Source organism: Rhodococcus sp. WB1 (assembly GCF_001700945.1).
Classification (GTDB): domain Bacteria; phylum Actinomycetota; class Actinomycetes; order Mycobacteriales; family Mycobacteriaceae; genus Rhodococcus; species Rhodococcus aetherivorans.
This window is the reverse complement of the sequence record NZ_CP015529.1, coordinates 222,682-240,611: the sequence shown is the minus strand read 5'-3', so window position 1 is coordinate 240,611 and position 17,930 is coordinate 222,682. Positions and strand designations below refer to the sequence as shown.

Annotated in this window: 20 protein-coding genes and 1 pseudogene; 13 read left to right on the top strand and 8 right to left on the bottom strand. The window is 70.5% G+C overall.

What is annotated here, in order from left to right; translation table 11 throughout:
- Positions 1-20 precede the first annotated feature (20 nt).
- Complete coding sequence (locus A4U64_RS01165; protein WP_065922025.1) at positions 21-806, bottom strand: DUF6319 family protein; 786 nt, start codon at positions 804-806, stop codon at positions 21-23.
- 145 nt (positions 807-951) lie between these two features.
- Between A4U64_RS01165 and A4U64_RS01160 the strand changes: the two genes are divergently transcribed.
- Both A4U64_RS01160 and A4U64_RS01155 read left to right on the top strand, forming a co-directional pair.
- The gene (locus A4U64_RS01160) at positions 952-1,986 is read left to right on the top strand and encodes an adenylate/guanylate cyclase domain-containing protein (protein ID WP_029546367.1); all 1,035 of its coding nucleotides are present in this window, start codon (positions 952-954) and stop codon (positions 1,984-1,986) included.
- Positions 1,987-2,178: 192 nt separating this feature from the next.
- Positions 2,179-3,120 (top strand): AurF N-oxygenase family protein, encoded by a 942-nt coding sequence (locus A4U64_RS01155; RefSeq protein ID WP_029546368.1) that lies wholly within the window; start codon positions 2,179-2,181, stop codon positions 3,118-3,120.
- A gap of 85 nt (positions 3,121-3,205) precedes the next feature.
- Here the strand turns inward: A4U64_RS01155 and A4U64_RS01150 are convergent, their stop codons facing one another.
- On the bottom strand, positions 3,206-4,048 hold the full coding sequence (locus tag A4U64_RS01150; protein WP_231772966.1) for a DUF5996 family protein: 843 nt from the start codon (positions 4,046-4,048) through the stop codon (positions 3,206-3,208).
- A 333-nt stretch (positions 4,049-4,381) separates the two neighbouring features.
- Between A4U64_RS01150 and A4U64_RS01145 the strand changes: the two genes are divergently transcribed.
- The 3 genes from A4U64_RS01145 (at position 4,382) to A4U64_RS01135 (ending at position 7,783) form a co-directional block, all read left to right on the top strand.
- Entirely contained in the window at positions 4,382-5,494 is a 1,113-nt protein-coding gene (locus A4U64_RS01145; RefSeq protein ID WP_065922023.1) for a carboxylate-amine ligase, read from the top strand.
- 174 nt (positions 5,495-5,668) lie between these two features.
- Positions 5,669-6,181, top strand: coding sequence for an OsmC family protein (locus A4U64_RS01140; protein ID WP_006930353.1), 513 nt, complete (start codon positions 5,669-5,671; stop codon positions 6,179-6,181).
- A 276-nt stretch (positions 6,182-6,457) separates the two neighbouring features.
- Positions 6,458-7,783, top strand: coding sequence for a bifunctional o-acetylhomoserine/o-acetylserine sulfhydrylase (locus A4U64_RS01135; RefSeq protein WP_065922022.1), 1,326 nt, complete (start codon positions 6,458-6,460; stop codon positions 7,781-7,783).
- A 66-nt stretch (positions 7,784-7,849) separates the two neighbouring features.
- On the opposite strand, the gene arsA is transcribed toward A4U64_RS01135, so the two are convergent.
- Genes arsA through A4U64_RS01120 form a run of 3 tightly spaced genes read right to left on the bottom strand, consistent with a single transcriptional unit; the run spans position 7,850 to position 10,493 of the window.
- Positions 7,850-9,640: an arsenical pump-driving ATPase gene (gene arsA / locus A4U64_RS01130; protein WP_006945084.1), complete on the bottom strand. Its 1,791-nt coding sequence runs from the start codon at positions 9,638-9,640 to the stop codon at positions 7,850-7,852.
- Positions 9,641-9,666: 26 nt separating this feature from the next.
- A complete protein-coding gene (arsD, locus tag A4U64_RS01125; RefSeq protein WP_006945082.1) occupies positions 9,667-10,053 on the bottom strand; it encodes an arsenite efflux transporter metallochaperone ArsD in 387 nt (128 codons plus the stop codon).
- Positions 10,054-10,076: 23 nt separating this feature from the next.
- Positions 10,077-10,493 (bottom strand): arsenate-mycothiol transferase ArsC, encoded by a 417-nt coding sequence (locus A4U64_RS01120; protein WP_006945080.1) that lies wholly within the window; start codon positions 10,491-10,493, stop codon positions 10,077-10,079.
- 71 nt (positions 10,494-10,564) lie between these two features.
- On the opposite strand from A4U64_RS01120, the gene A4U64_RS01115 reads away from it, so the two are divergent.
- The 6 genes and pseudogenes from A4U64_RS01115 to A4U64_RS01090 all read left to right on the top strand — a co-directional run bounded on the left by A4U64_RS01115 (position 10,565) and on the right by A4U64_RS01090 (position 14,428).
- Complete coding sequence (locus A4U64_RS01115) at positions 10,565-10,966, top strand: ArsR/SmtB family transcription factor (RefSeq protein WP_043797947.1); 402 nt, start codon at positions 10,565-10,567, stop codon at positions 10,964-10,966.
- A complete protein-coding gene (gene arsB / locus A4U64_RS01110) occupies positions 10,963-12,042 on the top strand; it encodes an ACR3 family arsenite efflux transporter (protein ID WP_006945076.1) in 1,080 nt (359 codons plus the stop codon). The genes A4U64_RS01115 and arsB overlap by 4 nt, the downstream gene beginning before the upstream one ends.
- 43 nt (positions 12,043-12,085) lie before the next feature.
- A pseudogene (locus tag A4U64_RS01105) lies at positions 12,086-12,298 on the top strand (arsenate reductase ArsC); the annotation flags it as partial.
- A gap of 19 nt (positions 12,299-12,317) precedes the next feature.
- The gene (locus A4U64_RS01100; protein ID WP_065922021.1) at positions 12,318-12,734 is read left to right on the top strand and encodes an arsenate reductase ArsC; all 417 of its coding nucleotides are present in this window, start codon (positions 12,318-12,320) and stop codon (positions 12,732-12,734) included.
- Positions 12,735-12,855: 121 nt separating this feature from the next.
- On the top strand, positions 12,856-13,263 hold the full coding sequence (locus tag A4U64_RS01095; protein ID WP_065922020.1) for a DUF2703 domain-containing protein: 408 nt from the start codon (positions 12,856-12,858) through the stop codon (positions 13,261-13,263).
- A gap of 49 nt (positions 13,264-13,312) precedes the next feature.
- Positions 13,313-14,428, top strand: coding sequence for an ArsO family NAD(P)H-dependent flavin-containing monooxygenase (locus tag A4U64_RS01090; RefSeq protein ID WP_065922019.1), 1,116 nt, complete (start codon positions 13,313-13,315; stop codon positions 14,426-14,428).
- 126 nt (positions 14,429-14,554) lie between these two features.
- Here A4U64_RS01090 and A4U64_RS01085 read toward each other — a convergent pair whose 3' ends face one another.
- Complete coding sequence (locus A4U64_RS01085) at positions 14,555-14,884, bottom strand: three-helix bundle dimerization domain-containing protein (protein WP_065922018.1); 330 nt, start codon at positions 14,882-14,884, stop codon at positions 14,555-14,557.
- Positions 14,885-15,426: 542 nt separating this feature from the next.
- On the opposite strand from A4U64_RS01085, the gene A4U64_RS01080 reads away from it, so the two are divergent.
- Together A4U64_RS01080 and A4U64_RS01075 are read left to right on the top strand one after the other, a co-directional pair.
- Positions 15,427-15,849 carry a DUF7144 family membrane protein gene (locus A4U64_RS01080; RefSeq protein ID WP_006945066.1) on the top strand — a complete coding sequence of 141 codons (423 nt, stop codon included), beginning with the start codon at positions 15,427-15,429 and terminating at the stop codon, positions 15,847-15,849.
- Positions 15,850-15,959: 110 nt separating this feature from the next.
- A complete protein-coding gene (locus A4U64_RS01075; RefSeq protein ID WP_029546380.1) occupies positions 15,960-16,496 on the top strand; it encodes a DUF1269 domain-containing protein in 537 nt (178 codons plus the stop codon).
- A 72-nt stretch (positions 16,497-16,568) separates the two neighbouring features.
- Here the strand turns inward: A4U64_RS01075 and A4U64_RS01070 are convergent, their stop codons facing one another.
- Positions 16,569-17,180, bottom strand: a complete 612-nt coding sequence (locus A4U64_RS01070) for an Rv1733c family protein (protein ID WP_065923377.1) — start codon at positions 17,178-17,180, stop codon at positions 16,569-16,571.
- Positions 17,181-17,264: 84 nt separating this feature from the next.
- Positions 17,265-17,696 carry an SHOCT domain-containing protein gene (locus A4U64_RS01065; protein WP_065922017.1) on the bottom strand — a complete coding sequence of 144 codons (432 nt, stop codon included), beginning with the start codon at positions 17,694-17,696 and terminating at the stop codon, positions 17,265-17,267.
- Positions 17,697-17,930 lie beyond the last annotated feature (234 nt).

Below are 17,930 nucleotides of genomic sequence, written 5' to 3'. Positions count from 1 at the left end.
GGCCGCATCAGCGGATCAGACTACCCGGTCGGGCCCGATCCCAGACTCTCCAACGCCTTTCTGGCCTCCTCGAGTTCGCGGCTGAGCTGCGCGACGCGTTCCTCCGCGGCCTGGCGCGCCGCGTCGATCACGGACCGGACCGCCTCGAGGGCCGCCTCGTCGCCGAGCTCGAGCACGGCGCGCTCCACGGCGTCGGGGCTGACGGGATTGGCCTTGCTCAGGCGCCGGGTGCCCTGCGCGACACCGACCGTCCACTCCTGCTCGGGGTCGATGGTGATGGTGACGGTCACGCCGGGCTGCTTCTTGGGCCGGCGCGACGCCGCCTTCGGCTTCGGGGTCGCGCCGGTCTGCGGTTCGGGTGCGGTCGGCGGCACGGTGGTGGTCTCCTTCGTGGCGGGGGTGGATGCCGGGGACGACGAGCTCTTCGGGGCGGGAGCGCGGGAGGGACCCGACGTGGTGGGCTGCGACGCGGACGTGCGCGGGGTGGTGGGGCGCGGGGTGGTGGGGCGCGGGGTCGATCGATCCGCGGCCTTGCGGACCGGCTTCGACGGCTCCTTCGTCAGACGCAGCTCCTCGGCCTCGAAGGGCAGCTCGTCGTCGACGCCCTTGGGACGGACGGTGACCGTGCGGCCCGCCACCGACACCGCCCGGGCCGACGCGCCCGGGGCGATGCCCAGGCTCGTAATGCCCTCGATGAGATAGACGGTGGCGCGGCGACCGTCCGCGACGGCGGTGGTCAGCTCGGCGAGCTGCTCGTCGGTGAGGTGATCCGGGCCGGTTGTGCCGGCTCGTCTGCGGGGCGGCATGCCACGTCCTTTCGGGCTGGGTGGTGCAGGAGGCGCGACCACTGTCGCACACAGGTGCGACACTCTCGCGGATTCGTTGCGCGCCCGAACCGAGGTGGGCCATGCTGGGTCGGCCGGTCACGTTCGGCGGCCGGGAAGGAGCGACGTGAGCGCGTCGGAGCAACCGGAGCTCGAGCCCGAGCTCCTGCAGGCCGTGCAGGCCGAACTCGAGCGGACCCTGCTCGGCGGCGAGCGCCGCTACACCCAGCGGGAGAGCGCCGACCTGGCCGGGGTGGACTCCGAACGCGCCCAACGACTCTGGCAGGCGCTCGGATTCACCGTGGATCCGGACCCGGACGCGCGGACCTTCACGGACGGCGACGTCGCGGCGCTGCGGAACATCGACGCGATCGTGGCGAGCGGCGCCCTGCACCCCGACCTGGAACTGGCGGCCGCGCGGTCGCTGGGACAGTCCATGTCGCGGCTGGCCGAGTGGGAGGTGGCCCTGATGAACACCCACATCCTCGATCGGCTCGAGACCGAGTACACCGGGACCACCCCCTCCGAGCGGGAGATCCGGTCGTTCGTCGACGAACTGCTGCAACGGGTCCTGCCCCTGACCGAGACCTTGCAGCTGTACGTGTGGCGACGGCACCTGGCGGCAACGACGGGACGCAACGTGGTGCGGGCCGGGGGCGAGTCGGCCGGCCGGGTCCTGGTCGTCGGCTTCGCCGACATGGTGGGGTACACGCGCCTGACCCGCCGGATCGACGCCGACGAGCTCAACGACCTGCTCGAGGACTTCGAGTCGACCGCGACGGGGATCGTGACCCAGGGCGGCGGCTGGGTGATCAAGACCGTGGGCGACGAGGTGATGTTCGCCGCCGAGGATCCGGCGGACGCCGCGCGGATCGCGCTGGCGCTGCAGGAGTCGTCCGGCTCCCGTCCCGACGCCCCGGATCTCCGGGTGGGAATGGCGCAGGGGCCGGTGCTGGCCCGGTTCGGGGACGTGTTCGGGTCGGCGGTCAACATCGCAGCGCGGCTGACCGGTGCCGCGCGTCCGGGAACGGTGCTGGTCGATTCGACCCTCGCCGGCGTGCTCGACGGCGACGACCGGTTCCGGCTGCGTCCCCTGCGCGCGCTGCGGGTCAAGGACTTCCACCGGCTGCGGCCGTCGGTGCTGCGTCCGCCTCAGGACTGAGCGGTGCCCGTGCCCGACGGGTTCGCGGCGGGCACGTCGTCGACGATCCGCCCGCATGCGTCGCGGCCCGTGCTGGCGGGCGCGGTGCCGTGCGCGTGGTGGCCCGGGCCGGAAGTCACCGTTGTGCGACGGCGGCCGTCGAGGTAACCTCGGATTAACAGTTACCAGTCGTCACACTAAAAAGGTGGAGACATGACCGCATCGCTCACCCGCCCGTCGGAAGCCGAGAGCACGGGCTTCGTCCCCGGCGTCCCGCTCTCCGACCGCGAGGAGACGGCGCAGCGCCTGCTCGCCTCGTCGGCCCGCAAGTCCTACGACCCGACGGTCGAGGTCGACTGGGAGGCCCCCGTCCCCGCCGACAAGTACGGCATGACCCCCGAGTGGAGCACGCTGTACGGCACCGCGCTGTGGGACGAGATGACCGAGGAACAGCGCATCGAGCTGACCAAGCACGAGGCCGCGAGCGTCTCGAGCGTGGGTCTGTGGTTCGAGATCCTGCTCATGCAGATGCTGCTGCGCGACGTCTACAACCGCGACAAGCACTCCCGACACGTCCAGTTCGCCCTCACCGAGGTCGCCGACGAATGCCGTCACTCCGTCATGTTCGGCCGCGCCGGCGAGCGCCTCGGCATGCCGGACTACGGTCCCGCCCGCTACATCCACCGCCTCGGCCGGCTGTGGGGCGGATTCTTCCGGGGCGCCAACGCCTACGCGAGCGTCATGGCCGCCGAGGAGATCCTGGACATGATGCAGCGCGACTTCATGCGCGACGAACGCGTCCAGCCGGTCACGCGCACGGTCAGCAAGATCCACGTTCTCGAGGAGGCCCGGCACATCCGGTTCGCCCGCGAGGAGGTCGCGCGCCGCCTGGCCGGCGCGAGCCGCGCCCGCCTGCAGTTCGAGCGCATCAACACCGCCGTGACCGTGTACTTCGTGGTCAAGAGCATGATCCACCCCGACGTGTACAGCAACGCGGGCGTCGACCGCGACCGGGCAATCGCCGAGGCCCGGAACAACACCCACTACCACGACCGCGTGCGCAAGTCCGGCGCCAAGCTGATGACGTTCCTCGACAGCGTCGGCCTGATCGGCGGTCCGTCGAAGATCCTCTACAAGAAGGTCCATCTCCTCTGAGCCGCCGACTCGGAGGTCGCGCGAGCTCGTGGGGTCTCGCGCGACCCCGCCCGGCCGTCGGGCCGCCCGGATTCGTCGAACGTGCTCACCGCGGTCGACGCTCGAGGTAGGCCCGATCCCAGTGGCCGAGCTCGGCGGCTGCCTCATAGGTGCTGCGCAGGAACCGCAGCAGTTCCGCGTCGGGGTCGGCGGCGGTCCGCACCGCCTCGTACGGCAACAGGAACTCACCCAGCTCGGCGGAGTAGTAGGCGGCGTCCGGGCGCACCGGATTCGCGGCGAAGCCCTCCGGTGCGGGATAGGCGTAGGAATAGAAGGCCCCTTCGTCCGCACCGCCGGGCCAGAATCCGCAGCTGCTGAGCTCGTGCGAGTACGCCTCGGTCATCACCCAGTCGGCACAGTTGGGGATTCCTCCGGGGTGCGGTGGCGCGGTGCGTCCGGAGAAGCGGGTACAGGCGAGATCCATCGCGCCCCAGAAGAAGTGCACCGGACTGACCTTGCCGAGGAAGTCCCCTCGGAACTCGTGGAGGATGCGGTCGGCCTGGAGCAGTTGCCGCCAGAAGAGGTGGGCCGCATCGGGGTCGTACGTGTTGTGCTCGCGGTCCTGCGCGAACGGGATCGCCGGATCCACCTCGTTGGGGGTGCCCTGGATTCGCGTGGCGATGCCCAGCTCGTCCAGGGCGCCCAGAGTGCGGGAGTAGAAGTCCGCCACCGATTGTGCGGTGAGCGGGACGAAACGGCTGCCACCATCGCTCGAGCGGATGTGCAGGCGGTGCTCGCAGAAGTCGAACTCGATGTCGAAGGTGGCGTGCCGGTAGGGGATCGACGAGGTGCCCAGCCCGCGTGGAGTGACATACAGCGTCGCCTGCCACCAGTGGTTGACCATCGGCGCGTGGGCCAGCCGGATCTTGCCGACGATCTGCAGCCACATGTGCAGGGTGTCCCGGGTCGCGGCCCAGTCGGCCGTACGCAGAGTCGGCCACGCCCCTCCGGGAACCGGTGTCGATTCGTTCACTACGCCTCCCACGGTCCGGGAATCGACCCTACTCGGCCGGACCGCCGGGCGGGGCGGTGTCGACGGGATTCTCCGCTCCGGCCGAGGCACCGGTCCTGTGCGTGTTCGTCGCCCGCGGAGCCGGGGAGGACCGTACTGTGCGGGCGGCGACGCACGCCGATCCGCCAACCCGGATTCGTGCAAGTGCTGCAGCACCGTCACCGGCGGCGCAGAATTCAGGTACGAACCGCGAGTCCCGCCGGGAGCACCATGGCCACATCGTCCGACCTCCCCACGGTGGGGGTCGAGGAGGAGTTCCTCCTCGTCGACGCGGAAACCGGGGAACCCGCCGTCAACAACTCCGAGGTCGTCGCGCAGGCCCGCGACCTCGGCGTGGAACTGCAGTACGAGCTGGACCGGTGTCAGGTGGAAACGGCGTCGGGCGTGTGCCACGACGCCCTCGAGCTGTACACCGACCTGTCCACCCGGCGGTCCCTGGTCGCCGAGGCCGCCCGCCGCTGCGGCTCCCGGCTGGTGGCGGTCGGTGTCCCGGTCGTCGGGTCGCGCGAGCTGCCGGTCACGGCGAAGCCGCGCTACCTGCGCATGGAACGCGTCTTCGGCATGCTGGCCCGGGAACAGGGCATCTGCGGCTGTCACGTGCACGTGGCCGTGCCGGATCGCGCCACCGCCGTGCAGGTGAGCAATCATCTCCGGCCGTGGTTGCCGTCCCTGCTGGCGCTGTCGGCCAACTCCCCGATCCACCGCGGCGTCGACACCGGGTACGCGAGCTGGCGCTCGATCCTGTGGTCGCGCTGGCCGAGCGCCGGTCCGCCACCGTACTTCTCGTCCCTCGAGGAGTACGACCGCACCGTCGCGGCGATGCTGGAGTGCGGCAGCATCCTCGACAAGGCGATGGTCTACTGGGACGTCCGCCCGTCGACCAATTTCCCCACCGTCGAGGTGCGGGTGTGCGATGTCCCCTCGACCGTCACCGAGACGGTCCTCGTGGCCGTCCTCGTCCGCGCTCTGGTGCTCACCGCTCTGCGCGCCCTCGATGCCGGCCGCATCGCCGAGCCGTTCTCCTCCGAAGTGCTGCGGGCCGCGTACTGGCGCGCGGCGCACGACGGGCTGCCCGGTGACGGCATCGACCTTCCGTCGACCGCCCGTCGCCCGACCGCGCACCTGCTCCGGGCGATGATCGAGCACGTCCGGCCGGCCCTCGAGGACCTCGGCAGCTACCAGCACGCCCGCGAGGGCCTGCACACCGTGCTGGCGTGCGGCAACGGGGCCGTCCGGCAGCGGCAGGTGCTCTCGGCAGGCGGCACCGCCCGGGACGTGATCGCCCGGCTGGCCGAACTGACGCCCGCCGGGTGCCCCCACTGAGCCGCGGAACACACGCACCTATCCCTAGCTTTCCGGTCGGGAATTGGTTACGGTCTGCGCCGTGCTCCTGCTGACCCGTCGCCGCCACATCGACTTCGCCCGCACGGCGACGTCCACGTGTCCGTGCCCGTAGGCCCGTCTCTCCCCCGAACCGACTGTCGAGGAAGCACATTCATGACCACTGCTCCGTCCACCCACCTGCGCGCCGTCGTCGACACGAATCGTGAGGCGATCGCCGACGACCCCACCCGGGCTCACGCCGTCTTCCGCGCCGAAGCGCACGGGCACGACGCCGTCGCCAGCACCGTCGCCCTCGGCAGGTTCAGCGTCGAGGTCGACGAACCGCCGGCCCTGGGCGGGGAGAACACCGCGCCGAACCCCGTCGAGTACTACCTCGCCTCGCTGCTGTCCTGCCAGGTGGTGACCTACCGCGTCTGGGCGGAGCGGCTCGGGATCCGCGTCGACGACATCTCGGCGCGCGCCGAGGGCGATCTGGACGTGCGCGGGTTCTTCGGCTTCGACGACGTCCGCCCCGGATTCGGGGAGGTGCGGGTCGCCGTCACGCTGTCGGGACCGGAGCCGCGCGAACGCTACCTCGAACTGCAGGAAGCGGTGGACGCCCACTGCCCCGTCCTCGATCTGACGCGCAACCCCACCCCGGTGCGGACCGTGGTCGAGATCGCGTGAATTCCGGGGAGCGCTGGTCGGCGCCCCGCACACCAGATAGTGTCGGGCGCGTGAGCCGGACACGAATGCAGGCAATGCCGGGGCCTTCCGCCCGCTGCCGGGCCGTGCGCATGTGTATCTGCGGGTGTCCGGCCGCCTGACCGGCCGCACCCGGACCTCGCCCGTATCGGGCATCCCGATTGTGCATCCGACGTGGCGTTCCCCGTGTCGAGTTCCGCGCGGGAACCATCACGTCACCTCGAGACGATTGTCGAACGAAAGACGGAGCAGCAACCCATGAGCGAAACCCCCGCAACCGATCCCGCCGCCGGCTGGAGCTTCGAGACCAAGCAGATCCACGTGGGCCAGCCCGGCGGCGGCGACACCCGCGCCCGCGCCCTGCCGATCTACCAGACCACCAGCTACACCTTCGACAGCACCGACCACGCCGCCGCCCTGTTCGGCCTCACCGAACCGGGCAACATCTACACCCGCATCATGAACCCCACCCAGGACGCGGTCGAACAACGCATCGCCGCCCTCGAAGGCGGCGCCGCCGCCCTGCTGCTGTCCTCCGGCCAGGCCGCCGAAACCTTCGCCGTGCTCAACCTCGCCGCCGCCGGCGACCACCTCGTCTCCAGCCCCTACCTCTACGGCGGCACCTACAACCTGTTCCACTACACCCTGCCCCGACTCGGCATCGAGGTCACCTTCGTCGACGACCCCGACGACCTCGACCAGTGGCGCGCCGCGATCCGCCCCACCACCCGCGCCTTCTACGGCGAAACCATCGCCAACCCCAAGAACCACCTCCTCGACCTGCCGGGCATCTCCGGGGTGGCCCACGAGCACCACCTGCCGCTGATCGTCGACAACACCGTCGCCACCCCCTACCTGATCCGCCCCCTCGAGCACGGCGCCGACATCGTCGTGCACTCGGCCACCAAATACCTCGGCGGCCACGGCACCGCCATCGCCGGCGTCCTCGTCGACGGCGGCACCTTCGACTGGACCGCCACCGGCCCCGACGGCACCGCGCGGCACCCCCAGTTCGTCACCCCCGACCCCAGCTACCACGGCGTGGTCTACGCCGACCTCGGCGCCCCCGCCTACGCCCTCAAGGCCCGCGTGCAACTGCTGCGCGACCTCGGCGCCGCGGTCTCCCCGTTCAACGCCTTCCTCATCGCCCAGGGCCTGGAAACCCTGTCGCTGCGCATGGAACGGCACGTCGCCAACGCCGCCCGCGTCGCCGAGTTCCTCACCACCCGCCCCGAGGTCACCGCGGTGTCCTACGCCGGCCTGCCCTCCTCCCCCTGGTACCGACGCGGCCGGCAGCTCGCCCCCCGCGGCACCGGCGCCATCGTCACCTTCGAACTCGCCGGCGGCGTCGACGCCGGCAAGAAGTTCGTCGACGCACTGACCCTGCACAGCCACGTCGCCAACATCGGCGACGTCCGCTCACTGGTCATCCACCCCGCCTCCACCACCCACTCCCAGCTCACCGCCACCGAGCAACTCGCCGCCGGCGTCACCCCCGGCCAGGTCCGCCTCGCCGTGGGCATCGAAGGCATCGACGACATCCTCGCCGACATCACCACCGGCCTCGAGGCCGCCGGCGCCTGATCACGGCCGCACGCATCGATCCCGCCCCGGATGCCGGGGCGGGATCGCGCATGTCGGAACCGGGCGCTACCGCACGGCGACCGGGGCGGACACTTCGCCGAGCGCCCTGAGCGCCGGCACCCCGACCGGTTCGGTCGCGAGTAGCGGCACGACCGCGTAGCGATCGGCGAGTTCGGTACGGATCTTGTCGATCTGCTCGAGCTCGGCGGCGGCGCGGCGGCGCAGCAGCGGCGCGGTGGGCGCGGCGGCGGCCACGGAGTTGTCGATCACCCACGCCCAGGGGTGAATACCGGCACGTTCGAGGTCGGCCTGGAGCCCGGCGGCCTCGAGCACGGGGGTGGTCTCGGCGAGGGTGATCAACAGGACCTTGGTCGAAGCCGGGTCCTGCAGGCGCATCATCGGGGTGACGGCGTGCAGGCCGGGGCCCAGCTGCCGGGTGACATCGCGGTGGTAGGACCCGGTGGCGTCGAGCAGCAGCAGGGTGTGGCCGGTGGGCGCGGTGTCGATGACGACGAACTTGCGCCGGGACTCCTGGATCACTCGCGAGAAGGCTTGGAAGACAGCCACTTCCTCGGTGCACGGGGAGCGCAGGTCCTCGGCGAGGGTCGCCCGGCCCTGCTCGTCGAGGTGCGCACCCTTGGTGGCCATCACCCGCTCGCGGTAGGCGCGAGTGGCCTCGGCGGGATCGATGCGCGAGACGTGGAGGTGTTCGACGTCGCCGTGCAGGGTCTCGGTCAGGTGTGCGGCGGGGTCGGTGGTGGTCAGGTGGACCTCGTGCCCGCGTTCGGCCAGGGCCACGGCGACGGCCGCGGCGACCGTGGTCTTCCCGACCCCGCCCTTGCCCATGCACATCACGAGACCGTGCCCGTCCCGCTCGATCTCGTCGATCAGGGCGCGCAGCGGTGCATCCGCGACCTCCGGCACCGCGCCGGTCTCCGGCGGGAGGTCCGTGCCGCCGTCGGCCGTCTCGAACAGCGTCCCGAGGGCATCGAGACCGATCATGTTCGCGGCCTTGAGCTCGATCAGGTCCAGTGGCAACGGTTTCAGCGCCGCCGGCATGCCCGCCAATGCGGCCTGTTCGCGACGGTGGATCGCGAGGGCGAGGGGGTCCGTGTCGCCGGACGGCGCCGGCAGGACGCCGTTGACGACGACGTGCTGGCGGCTCAGCCCGAGGGTGGCGAGTTCGCCGTGCGTGCGGTCGATCTCGGCGAGGGCGGAGCGGGTGGCGCGGGCGACGAGCACGAGCCGGGTGCGCTGCGGGTCCGCCAGTGCGTCGACCGCGGCGGCGTACATGGCTTTCTGCTTGTCGAGCCCGGCGAGCGGTCCGAGGCACGACGCGTCACCCTTGCCCGCCTCGAGGAACTCGGTCCAGTTCCCGGGCAGCTGTAGCAGCCGGATGGTGTGTCCGGTGGGGGCGGTGTCGAACAGCACGTGGTCGAACGAGGCGATCTCGCCGTCGGTGTCGGTCAGCAGGGAGGTGAACTCGTCGAAGGACGCGACCTCGGTGGTGCACGAACCGGAGAGCTGCTCGGTGATCGAGGCGATCTCCGCGTCGGGCAGCAAACCCCGCACCGGTCCGACGATGCGTTCACGGTAGGCGTCGGCGGCCTGCTCGGGATCGATCTCGAGCGCCGACAGGCCCGGCACCGCGGGAATTGCGGTGAGGGCGTTGCCGATCGCCAGGCCGAAGACCTGGCCGACGTTCGAGGCGGGGTCCGTCGAGACCAGCAGCACCTTCTTCCCGGCGCGGGCGAGGCTTAGCGCGCTCGCACAGGCGATGGAGGTCTTGCCGACGCCGCCCTTGCCGGTGAAGAACACGAACCGCGGCGGGTCGGTCAGGAACGTGGGGGTGGTCATCCGGTGATCTCCTCGTCCTCGACAGCTCAGCAGCAGGTGGAGTCGCCGGGTGTGCAGCAGGCATCGTCCGCGAGATTCAGCATCGTCGCGCCGACGGGCGCCTGCGCGGCGTCGAGTCCCGCCCACGCGGCGAGCTGGGTCCGATCGGGGTAGCGGCCGGTGAGCACGGTGACGTCGTCGACGAGCACGAGCGGCAGACCGGCGGAGCCGGCGACCTCGAGGAAGCGCTTGACGGCGGGATTGTGCGCGAAGGCCAGCGGATCGTTGGCGAGGTTGTGCCGGGTGATGGCGGCACCCTGATCCTTCAGCCACTGCATGTCGGCCGTGAAGGTGACGAGGTTCCGGTCCACGTCGTCGCCGCACACGCCGGTGTTGCAGCACAGGGCCGGCTCGAAGACTGCGATGGTGCTCATGAGTTTCTCCTGGATCGGTCGGATCAGCGGGTGGGGGAGGCGGAGTCGAGCAGGCGGGCGGCGAGCGCGTCGACGCGGGCGGCGATGTCGTCGCGCACGAGGCGCATCCGTTCGATGCCGTCGATGCCGCGCTCGGACGGCTCGTCGGTGTCCCAGTTCTCCACGTACGCCGCGTCGACGCGGGCGTCACGGCCGAGGGTGACGACGAGGTCGACCTCCCGCAGCAGCTGCGGATCGATCGGCTTGGGGTACTCGCCGTCCACCGGTGCGCCGACCTCCTCGAGCGCCTGCACCGAGAGGGCGTTGAGCGCCGGACCCGGTGCCGTTCCGGCGGAGTGCACGGCGATGCGGCGGCCGGCGGCCTTGCGCATCAGCGCGGCGGCCATCTGGGACTTGCCGCCGTTCTTCACGCAGACGAACAGCACCGAGGGTGTACGCACGTGAGAGTTTCCTTCCGACCGGGCCGGCTGTCCGTTTGACGCCGTGTTTCGACAACCGTCAATATAGACGCATGCCGAATCAACCGCCGCGCGGGGACGAGCCCTGCTGCCCGCCGCTCAGCCGCGAGCCGCTCACCTCCGATTGGGCCGGTGACCTGGCCCGCATGTTCAAGGCCCTGGGCGATCCGGTGCGCCTGCGGATGCTGAGCCTGATCGCCAGCCACGAGGGCGGCGAGTGCTGCGTGTGCGACATCTCACCGTCCTTCGACCTGTCGCAACCGACCATCTCGCACCATCTGAAGGTGCTGCGGGAGGCCGGCCTCCTCGACTGCGAACGTCGCGGCACCTGGGTGCACTACCGGGTCGTCCCCTCCGCTCTGGCCCAGCTGTCCGCGGTGCTGTCCGTCGAATCCGGGATCGTCGCGAACTCGTCCTGCACGCCCGCCGTCACCCTCGAGGAGGTCGCCTCGTGACCACCACCAGCGACCATCCGGCCGTGGTCGGCAAGCTGTCCACACTCGACCGGTTCCTGCCGGTGTGGATCGGCGTCGCCATGGTCGCCGGCCTGTTGCTCGGCCGCCTGATCCCGGGCCTCGGCGACATCATCTCCACCGTCGAGATCGACGGCATCTCGCTGCCGATCGCCCTCGGCCTGCTGATCATGATGTACCCGGTGCTGGCCAAGGTGCGCTACGACCGGCTCGACACCGTCACCGGCGACCGGCGGATGCTGATCGGCTCGCTGGTCCTGAACTGGATCGTCGGGCCGGCGTTGATGTTCGCCCTGGCCTGGCTGATGCTGCCCGACCTGCCCGAGTACCGCACCGGACTGATCATCGTCGGTCTGGCCCGCTGCATCGCCATGGTCATCATCTGGAACGACCTCGCCTGCGGCGACCGCGAAGCCGCCGCCGTGCTGGTCGCGCTGAACTCCGTCTTCCAGGTGATCATGTTCGCCGGCCTCGGCTGGTTCTATCTCTCGGTGCTGCCGGGCTGGCTCGGACTCGAACAGACCACCCTCGACGTCTCACCCTGGCAGATCGCCAAGTCGGTGCTCATCTTCCTCGGCATCCCGCTGCTCGCCGGTTTCCTCACCCGGCACTTCGGCGAGAAGGCCAAGGGCCGCACCTGGTACGAGCAGAAGTTCCTGCCCAGGATCGGGCCGTGGGCCCTGTACGGGCTGCTGTTCACCATCGTGATGCTCTTCGCGCTGCAGGGCGAGCAGATCACCTCCCACCCGTGGGACGTCGCCCGCATCGCCCTGCCGCTGCTGGCGTACTTCGCGATCATGTGGGGCGGCGGCTATCTCCTGGGCGCCGCGATGGGTCTGGGCTACGAGCGCACCACCACCCTCGCGTTCACCGCGGCCGGCAACAACTTCGAACTCGCCATCGCCGTGGCCATCGCCACCTTCGGCGTCACCTCCGGGCAGGCCCTCGCGGGCGTCGTCGGGCCGCTCATCGAGGTGCCCGTGCTCGTCGGCCTCGTCTACGTCTCGCTCGCCCTGCGCAAGCGTTTCACCCCCTCCGCCACCCCCGCTGCTTCGTGAAGCCCGAGAGCCAGGGAGACGGCATGTCCGACCGCCACCAGCGCTCACCGACGACGTCGTCGCCGCCGCCGCGGACGTGGTCGTGACCATGGGCTGCGGCGACGCCTGCGCCGTCTACCCAGGCAAGCGCTACCTCGACTGGACCGTCCCCGACCCGGACGGACAATCCCTCGAGGTGGTCCGCACCCTCCGCGATGACCTCGACGCCCGGGTCCGCGCTCTGCTCGCCGACCTCACCGCTGTTCCCACCGTCTGACACCCGAAAGGTTCCCTCGATGACCACCAAGCCGTCCGTGCTGTTCGTGTGCGTGCACAACGCCGGCCGCTCCCAGATGGCCGCCGGATTCCTCACCGCCCTCGCCGGCGACGCCGTCGAGGTTCGTTCCGCCGGCAGCGCCCCCGCCGATCAGGTCAACCCCGCCGCCGTCGAGGCCATGGCCGAGCTCGGCATCGACATCTCCACCCAATCCCCGAAGATCCTCACCGCCGACGCCGTCGAAGCCTCCGACGTGGTGATCACCATGGGCTGCGGCGACACCTGCCCGGTCTTCCCCGGCAAGAGCTACCGCGACTGGGTGCTCGAGGACCCGGCCGGCAAGGGCGTCGAGTCGGTCCGCCCCATCCGCGACGAGATCAAGACGCGGGTCGAGGCACTGATCGCCGAACTCGTCCCCGGCGCCGTCCGCAGCTGACCCGACAGCAGGGCGGGCCCCGGCCGGATCCGTCGGGACACGCCCTGCGGCCCGGCCGGGTCGGCCACACTGGAGCCCGGGGCGACTCCCACCTTCCCCGCGAACCGAGAAGGGGTGTGCGATGACGGCACTGCCCATCGTCTGGCAACGCCTGGTCAGCCAGGGCCAGACGTGCCGCCGCTGCGCCGGCACCGGTGAGCAGGTCCAGCACGCGGTCGGCACGCTCGAGCAGGTCCTGCGCCCGCTCGGCATCGCACCGCAACTCGAGGTCCGCGAACTCGACGACGCCGCCTTCGCCGCGAACCCGGCCGAATCCAACCGCATCTGGATCGCCGGCCGTCCGCTCGAGGACTGGCTCGACGCCGAAGTCGGCAGCAGCCGCTGCTGCTCGGTGTGCGGCGACTCCCCGTGCCGGACCGTCGCACTCGGACCGGTCACGTTCGAGGAGATCCCCGAACGACTGATCGTCAAAGCCGCCCTGATCGCCGCGGCGAGCCTGCTCGACGCCCCCGAACACCCTGACGGCTGACACCGGTAGCTCTGCGCACGACGACGGGCCACGGGTGACGAGGGAGACGATGAGCGCGATCGAGGTGGACGTCGTGGTGATCGGGGGCGGGCAGGCCGGCCTGGCCGCCGGGTACTACCTGCGCCGGGCCGGGCACGAGTTCGTCATCCTCGACGACCGGCCCGCGCCGGGCGGGGCGTGGCCACACACCTGGCCGTCGCTGCGGCTGTTCTCCCCCGCGGAGTACGCGTCGCTGCCGGGATGGCCGATGCCGCCGTGGCGGGACGGGTTCCCACCCGCTCGGCATGTGATCGAGTATCTGACCGCGTACGAGCGTCGCTACGGCCTGCCGGTGCGGCGGCCGGTGCGGGTGCGGGCGGTCACCCGTGACGACGACCGGGAGCGGCTGCGGGTGGACACCGCGGAGCAGGTGTGGCGGGCGCGGCGGGTGATCAGTGCCACCGGCACCTGGCAGCAGCCGTTCTGGCCCGTCTATCCCGGAGCCCGCAGCTTCGCGGGCAGACAGTTGCACACCGTGCAGTACCGCACCCCGGATGACTTCGCCGGTAAGACGGTGGTGGTGGTCGGCGGCGGCAACTCCGGGGCCCAGCTGGTCGCCGAGATCTCGGAGGTCACCGGCACCACCTGGGTGACCCCCCGGCCGCCGCGGTTCCTGCCGGACGACGTCGACGGACGCGTGCTGTTCGAGATGGCCTCGCGGCGCGCGCTGGCGCTGGCGGCCGGACGCCCCGATCCGGGCGGCATCACCGACCTCGGTGACATCGTGATGGTCCCGGAGGTCCTCGCGGCCCGGGACCGCGGCGCCCTGGATCCGCTGCCGATGTTCGACCGACTGACCCGTGACGGCGTCTTCTGGGACGACACCGGCGAGAGCCGGCACGCGGAGGTGATCGTGTGGGCCACCGGTTTTCGGCCCGCCCTGACGCCTCTGCGGCCGTTGCACCTGCGTGGGCCGGACGGTTCGATCGCTGTGGCGGGCACCCAGGCGTTGAAGGAACCCCGGCTGCATCTGCTCGGCTATGGGGACTGGACCGGCCCCGGCTCGGCCACCCTGATCGGGGTCGGGCGCACCGCCAAGGCCGCCGTCGCCGGGCTGGCGATGGACCCCAGCCCTGAGCCCCCCGTCGTTGATTCGTATCGGATTCCCAACCGTTTCAGGACGTGACTCCGGTTTCGGGCATGGGTGTGTCGCCGACACCCTGGCTGCGTGCCGAGCATCCCGCCCGCCCGGGTGTGGTGGACGACCGTCGACTCCGGTTCCGACCCGGGCCTCGCCGTCTCTTGTCACCGTCTACGACTGGCGTGGTGAGCGGCGCACGAGAACGGCCCACCGCACCCGGACGCTGCTCGTGGTCCGCACCTCACCGGTCTCGGTCACCGCGGGCGGTTCGGGTGTGCGCATCGGTTCTGGAGACTCCGGTGCACGGTGGTACGTCGCGTCGAGTGTGCGCGTGGCGGCCCGTTCGACCAGCAGGGGGACGAAGTCTCGGATGCGGCATCCGTCGAGCCGACCGAGCGTGGCCTCGATCAGGCTCGCGACCACCTCGGGGTCGAGGTCGGGGTAGCGCTGGCCGAGTCGGATTCGGACGACGTCGATGGCGTGCACTTCGCTGTCGTCCATGAGAAGTATTGTCCCGCAAAACAGGACGGGTAGGAACACGTTTCGATACCACTTCGATCTGCGCACCCGCGGCGGAATCAGGCCTCTCTGCACGAGGCCGGTGGGGTCTGTTCGGATCGTCGGCCGGCCCGAGGTCATGTCGAACGCCTGCGGCGGTGGGCACGGGCCGGCGGCGGGCCACTCGATGACGAGATAGTCGATCGGGCCAGGCTCCTCGCTGTCGATAACGGCCGTCGCAGAGCCTCTCCCACTGTTGCGAAACGCTCGAACCGACTCCGCCGAGGCCCTATCCTCTGCACGGCGGGTCGTGTACGGGGGGCAGGAACCGGGTTCGTCGTTGACGGTGGCCCTGTGTGCCCACCTTCGGCGCGGTGTCCGCCCGGGGAAGGCACCTCGTGCAACCGAGCGAAAGCACGTGAGACCGTTTCCCGGACCACGCACCGTTCACCCCGGACGGTGAGGAAGATCAGCACTTTCCCCGAGGCGGATGCGGGATCGGCGCATACTGCTGATGTCTCATCCAACCTGTGAAGGGGACCGCCATGTCCGAGGATGTACGTCACGACCCGGGAAGCATCAGCGTCAAGCAGGGCATCGCGGCGGGCACGTCGGTGGGGGCGGCGGTCATCATGGCCACCGTCGGCATCGTCCAGTTGCTCCAGGGCATCGCCGCGGTGGCCGAGGACGAGTTGTTCGTCCAGGGCCAGGAGTACACGTTCAAGTTCGACTTCACCGCGTGGGGGTGGATCCACATCGTCCTCGGAGTGGTGTTGGTGGTCGTGGGCATCGCCTTGATCACCGGCGCAACGTGGGCGCGGGTAGCGGCGATCGTCGTCGCGGCACTGTCGATCCTGGCGAACTTCCTGTGGCTGCCGTACTACCCGTGGTGGTCGATCCTGATCATCGCCTTGGACGTGGTGGTCATCTGGGCGGTGTCGACCTGGAATCCGCGAGCCGACTACTAGGACGAATCCTGCCGTCGGGCCGAGCTTCGCCCTCGGCAACGCGACGGCCGTCAGGCGCTGACGTCCGTCGGTCAGCCCCTGCAGGTCGATCAGATTTCGGAGGTTTGCACATGAGCAAGCACGAGCACGACATCCTGTACGTAAGCGCTGCGGCATACGACAGCGTCGACGACGCCGTAGCGGACTACGAGGCACTCGAGCAGCTGTACCGCGAGATACGCACCTCCCACGACTTCGACGCGTCCGTCATCGCCAAGGACGAGAACGGGAAGGTCCACATCGTCAAGAAGCACGAACAACCCACCCGCCACGGGGCAGCGGTCGGCCTCGGCTGGGGACTGGCGGTGGGTGTGGTGGCGGCGCTGTTCCCGCCCGTGGGCATCGGTCTCGTCGGCGCTGCCGCCGGCGGGACGGCCCTCGGGGCCGTGGTGGGGCACGCCAGCGACCGGATGAAACGCAGTGACGTCAAAGAACTCGGTGAGACCCTCGACGAGGGCCAGGCCGGCGTGATCGTGGTGTACGAAACGAACCTCGCCGATCAGATCGTCGCAAACATCAAAGCCGCCAACCGGATCGTCTCCAAAGCCACCGACATGGCCGCCGACCAACTCGCCGTCGACATCAGGAACGCCGAGCAGAATCGATAACCTCGCGAACGCTCGCATCGCCCCCTGAGCTCCGCGTTCGAGCGCGTCCGCACACGGCCGCATACCTGCCGCTCAGGCCGGCCATCCCGGCGTGGTGCCCAGCCCGCGCCACTCGCTGTCCCAGGCCGCCCCTCGGCGATGCTCGGCCCACCGGTGCAGCCCGTACAGCCCCGCGCCTGCCGCCGCCGTCACCGTCCATACCGTCAGGGCCGTGACGACGGCGGTGGCGGCACTGTCCGCCCCGCTCCGCGGAGGGGCGACCGGAGTGCCGGTCACATCGACCCACAGGTCGATCGTCTCCCCGGGGCGGGCACCGGCAGCCGGATCCCACCGCGCGGTCCGGGATTGCCCGTCCTGCATCCACCGCACCCAGCGGCCATCGTCGACTTCCCCGGTGCGCGGTGACGTCTCAGTGTCCTGCCGAGCAGCCGCATTCCCCGGTGCCGAGCCGAGCACAACGGCCTCGACCTGGCGGCTGGTCTGCCGGTCCAGACGCGACCGCTCCACCAGCCCGTCATAGGTGATCGTGCCGTATGCCGCGGCGAGGGGAACCATCATCAGCACGAACACCACCACCATCAGAGCGAGGCCCGATTCGATCCGGTCGTACCGGCGCATCAGCGGACTGCGGCTCCACGGGGCCTGACGCCACAGGCGAACGGTCCGGGACGGTCCGGTCTCCATCACCTTCACCCCGCACGTCTACTCCGGCCCGAGGTCACGGCCGGCGCAGGCGGTCCCCGCACCGGCACCTCGTGCAGTCGCTCGTCAGCGACGGGGCATGCTGTCGCGCCCGGTGGTGCCCTGCCCGGCGGTATTCTGCCCCACCGCCTTGGCCTTGAGCTGCGCGAACTCCGCGGGGGTGATCGCACCCGAGTCGAGCAGGGCCTTCGCGTCGGCGATCTGCCCGGCCGGAGATCTGCCGGCCGTCACCTGCCGGATGTACTCGTCGGTGGTCTGCCTGGCCGCGAGCTGCGCCTGCCCGGCCCGGATGGCCATCCCCTGGCCGCGCACCACGAGGTAGATCAAGGCGCTGAAGAACGGGACCACGATCAGCACCACCACCCAGAAGGCCTTGGCCACGCCGGAGACGGTGTGGTCCCGGAACAGATCGATCAGGATCCGGAACAGCACGATCAGATACGCCGCGAACACGAACACGACGATCGTGTACCACAGGAAATCCCAGAACGACTCCATGATGTGCACCTCCTCGACCGCCGCAGCGGCGTCGACACCGCTGCTACGGCACCGCACACTGCCCGGACTCGACCGGATCGAGCAGGCGCCGTCGGACGAATCGTTCGACCAGCTCGGGGCAGGTCCGGCACCGGAACCCCCGCAAGTCCTCGACGCCGACGCCACGACCGCCTCCACTCGATGCAGGTGGGGACGGCCGTCGAACTCGGCGACGAGCCGCTCCACCGCTCCGCG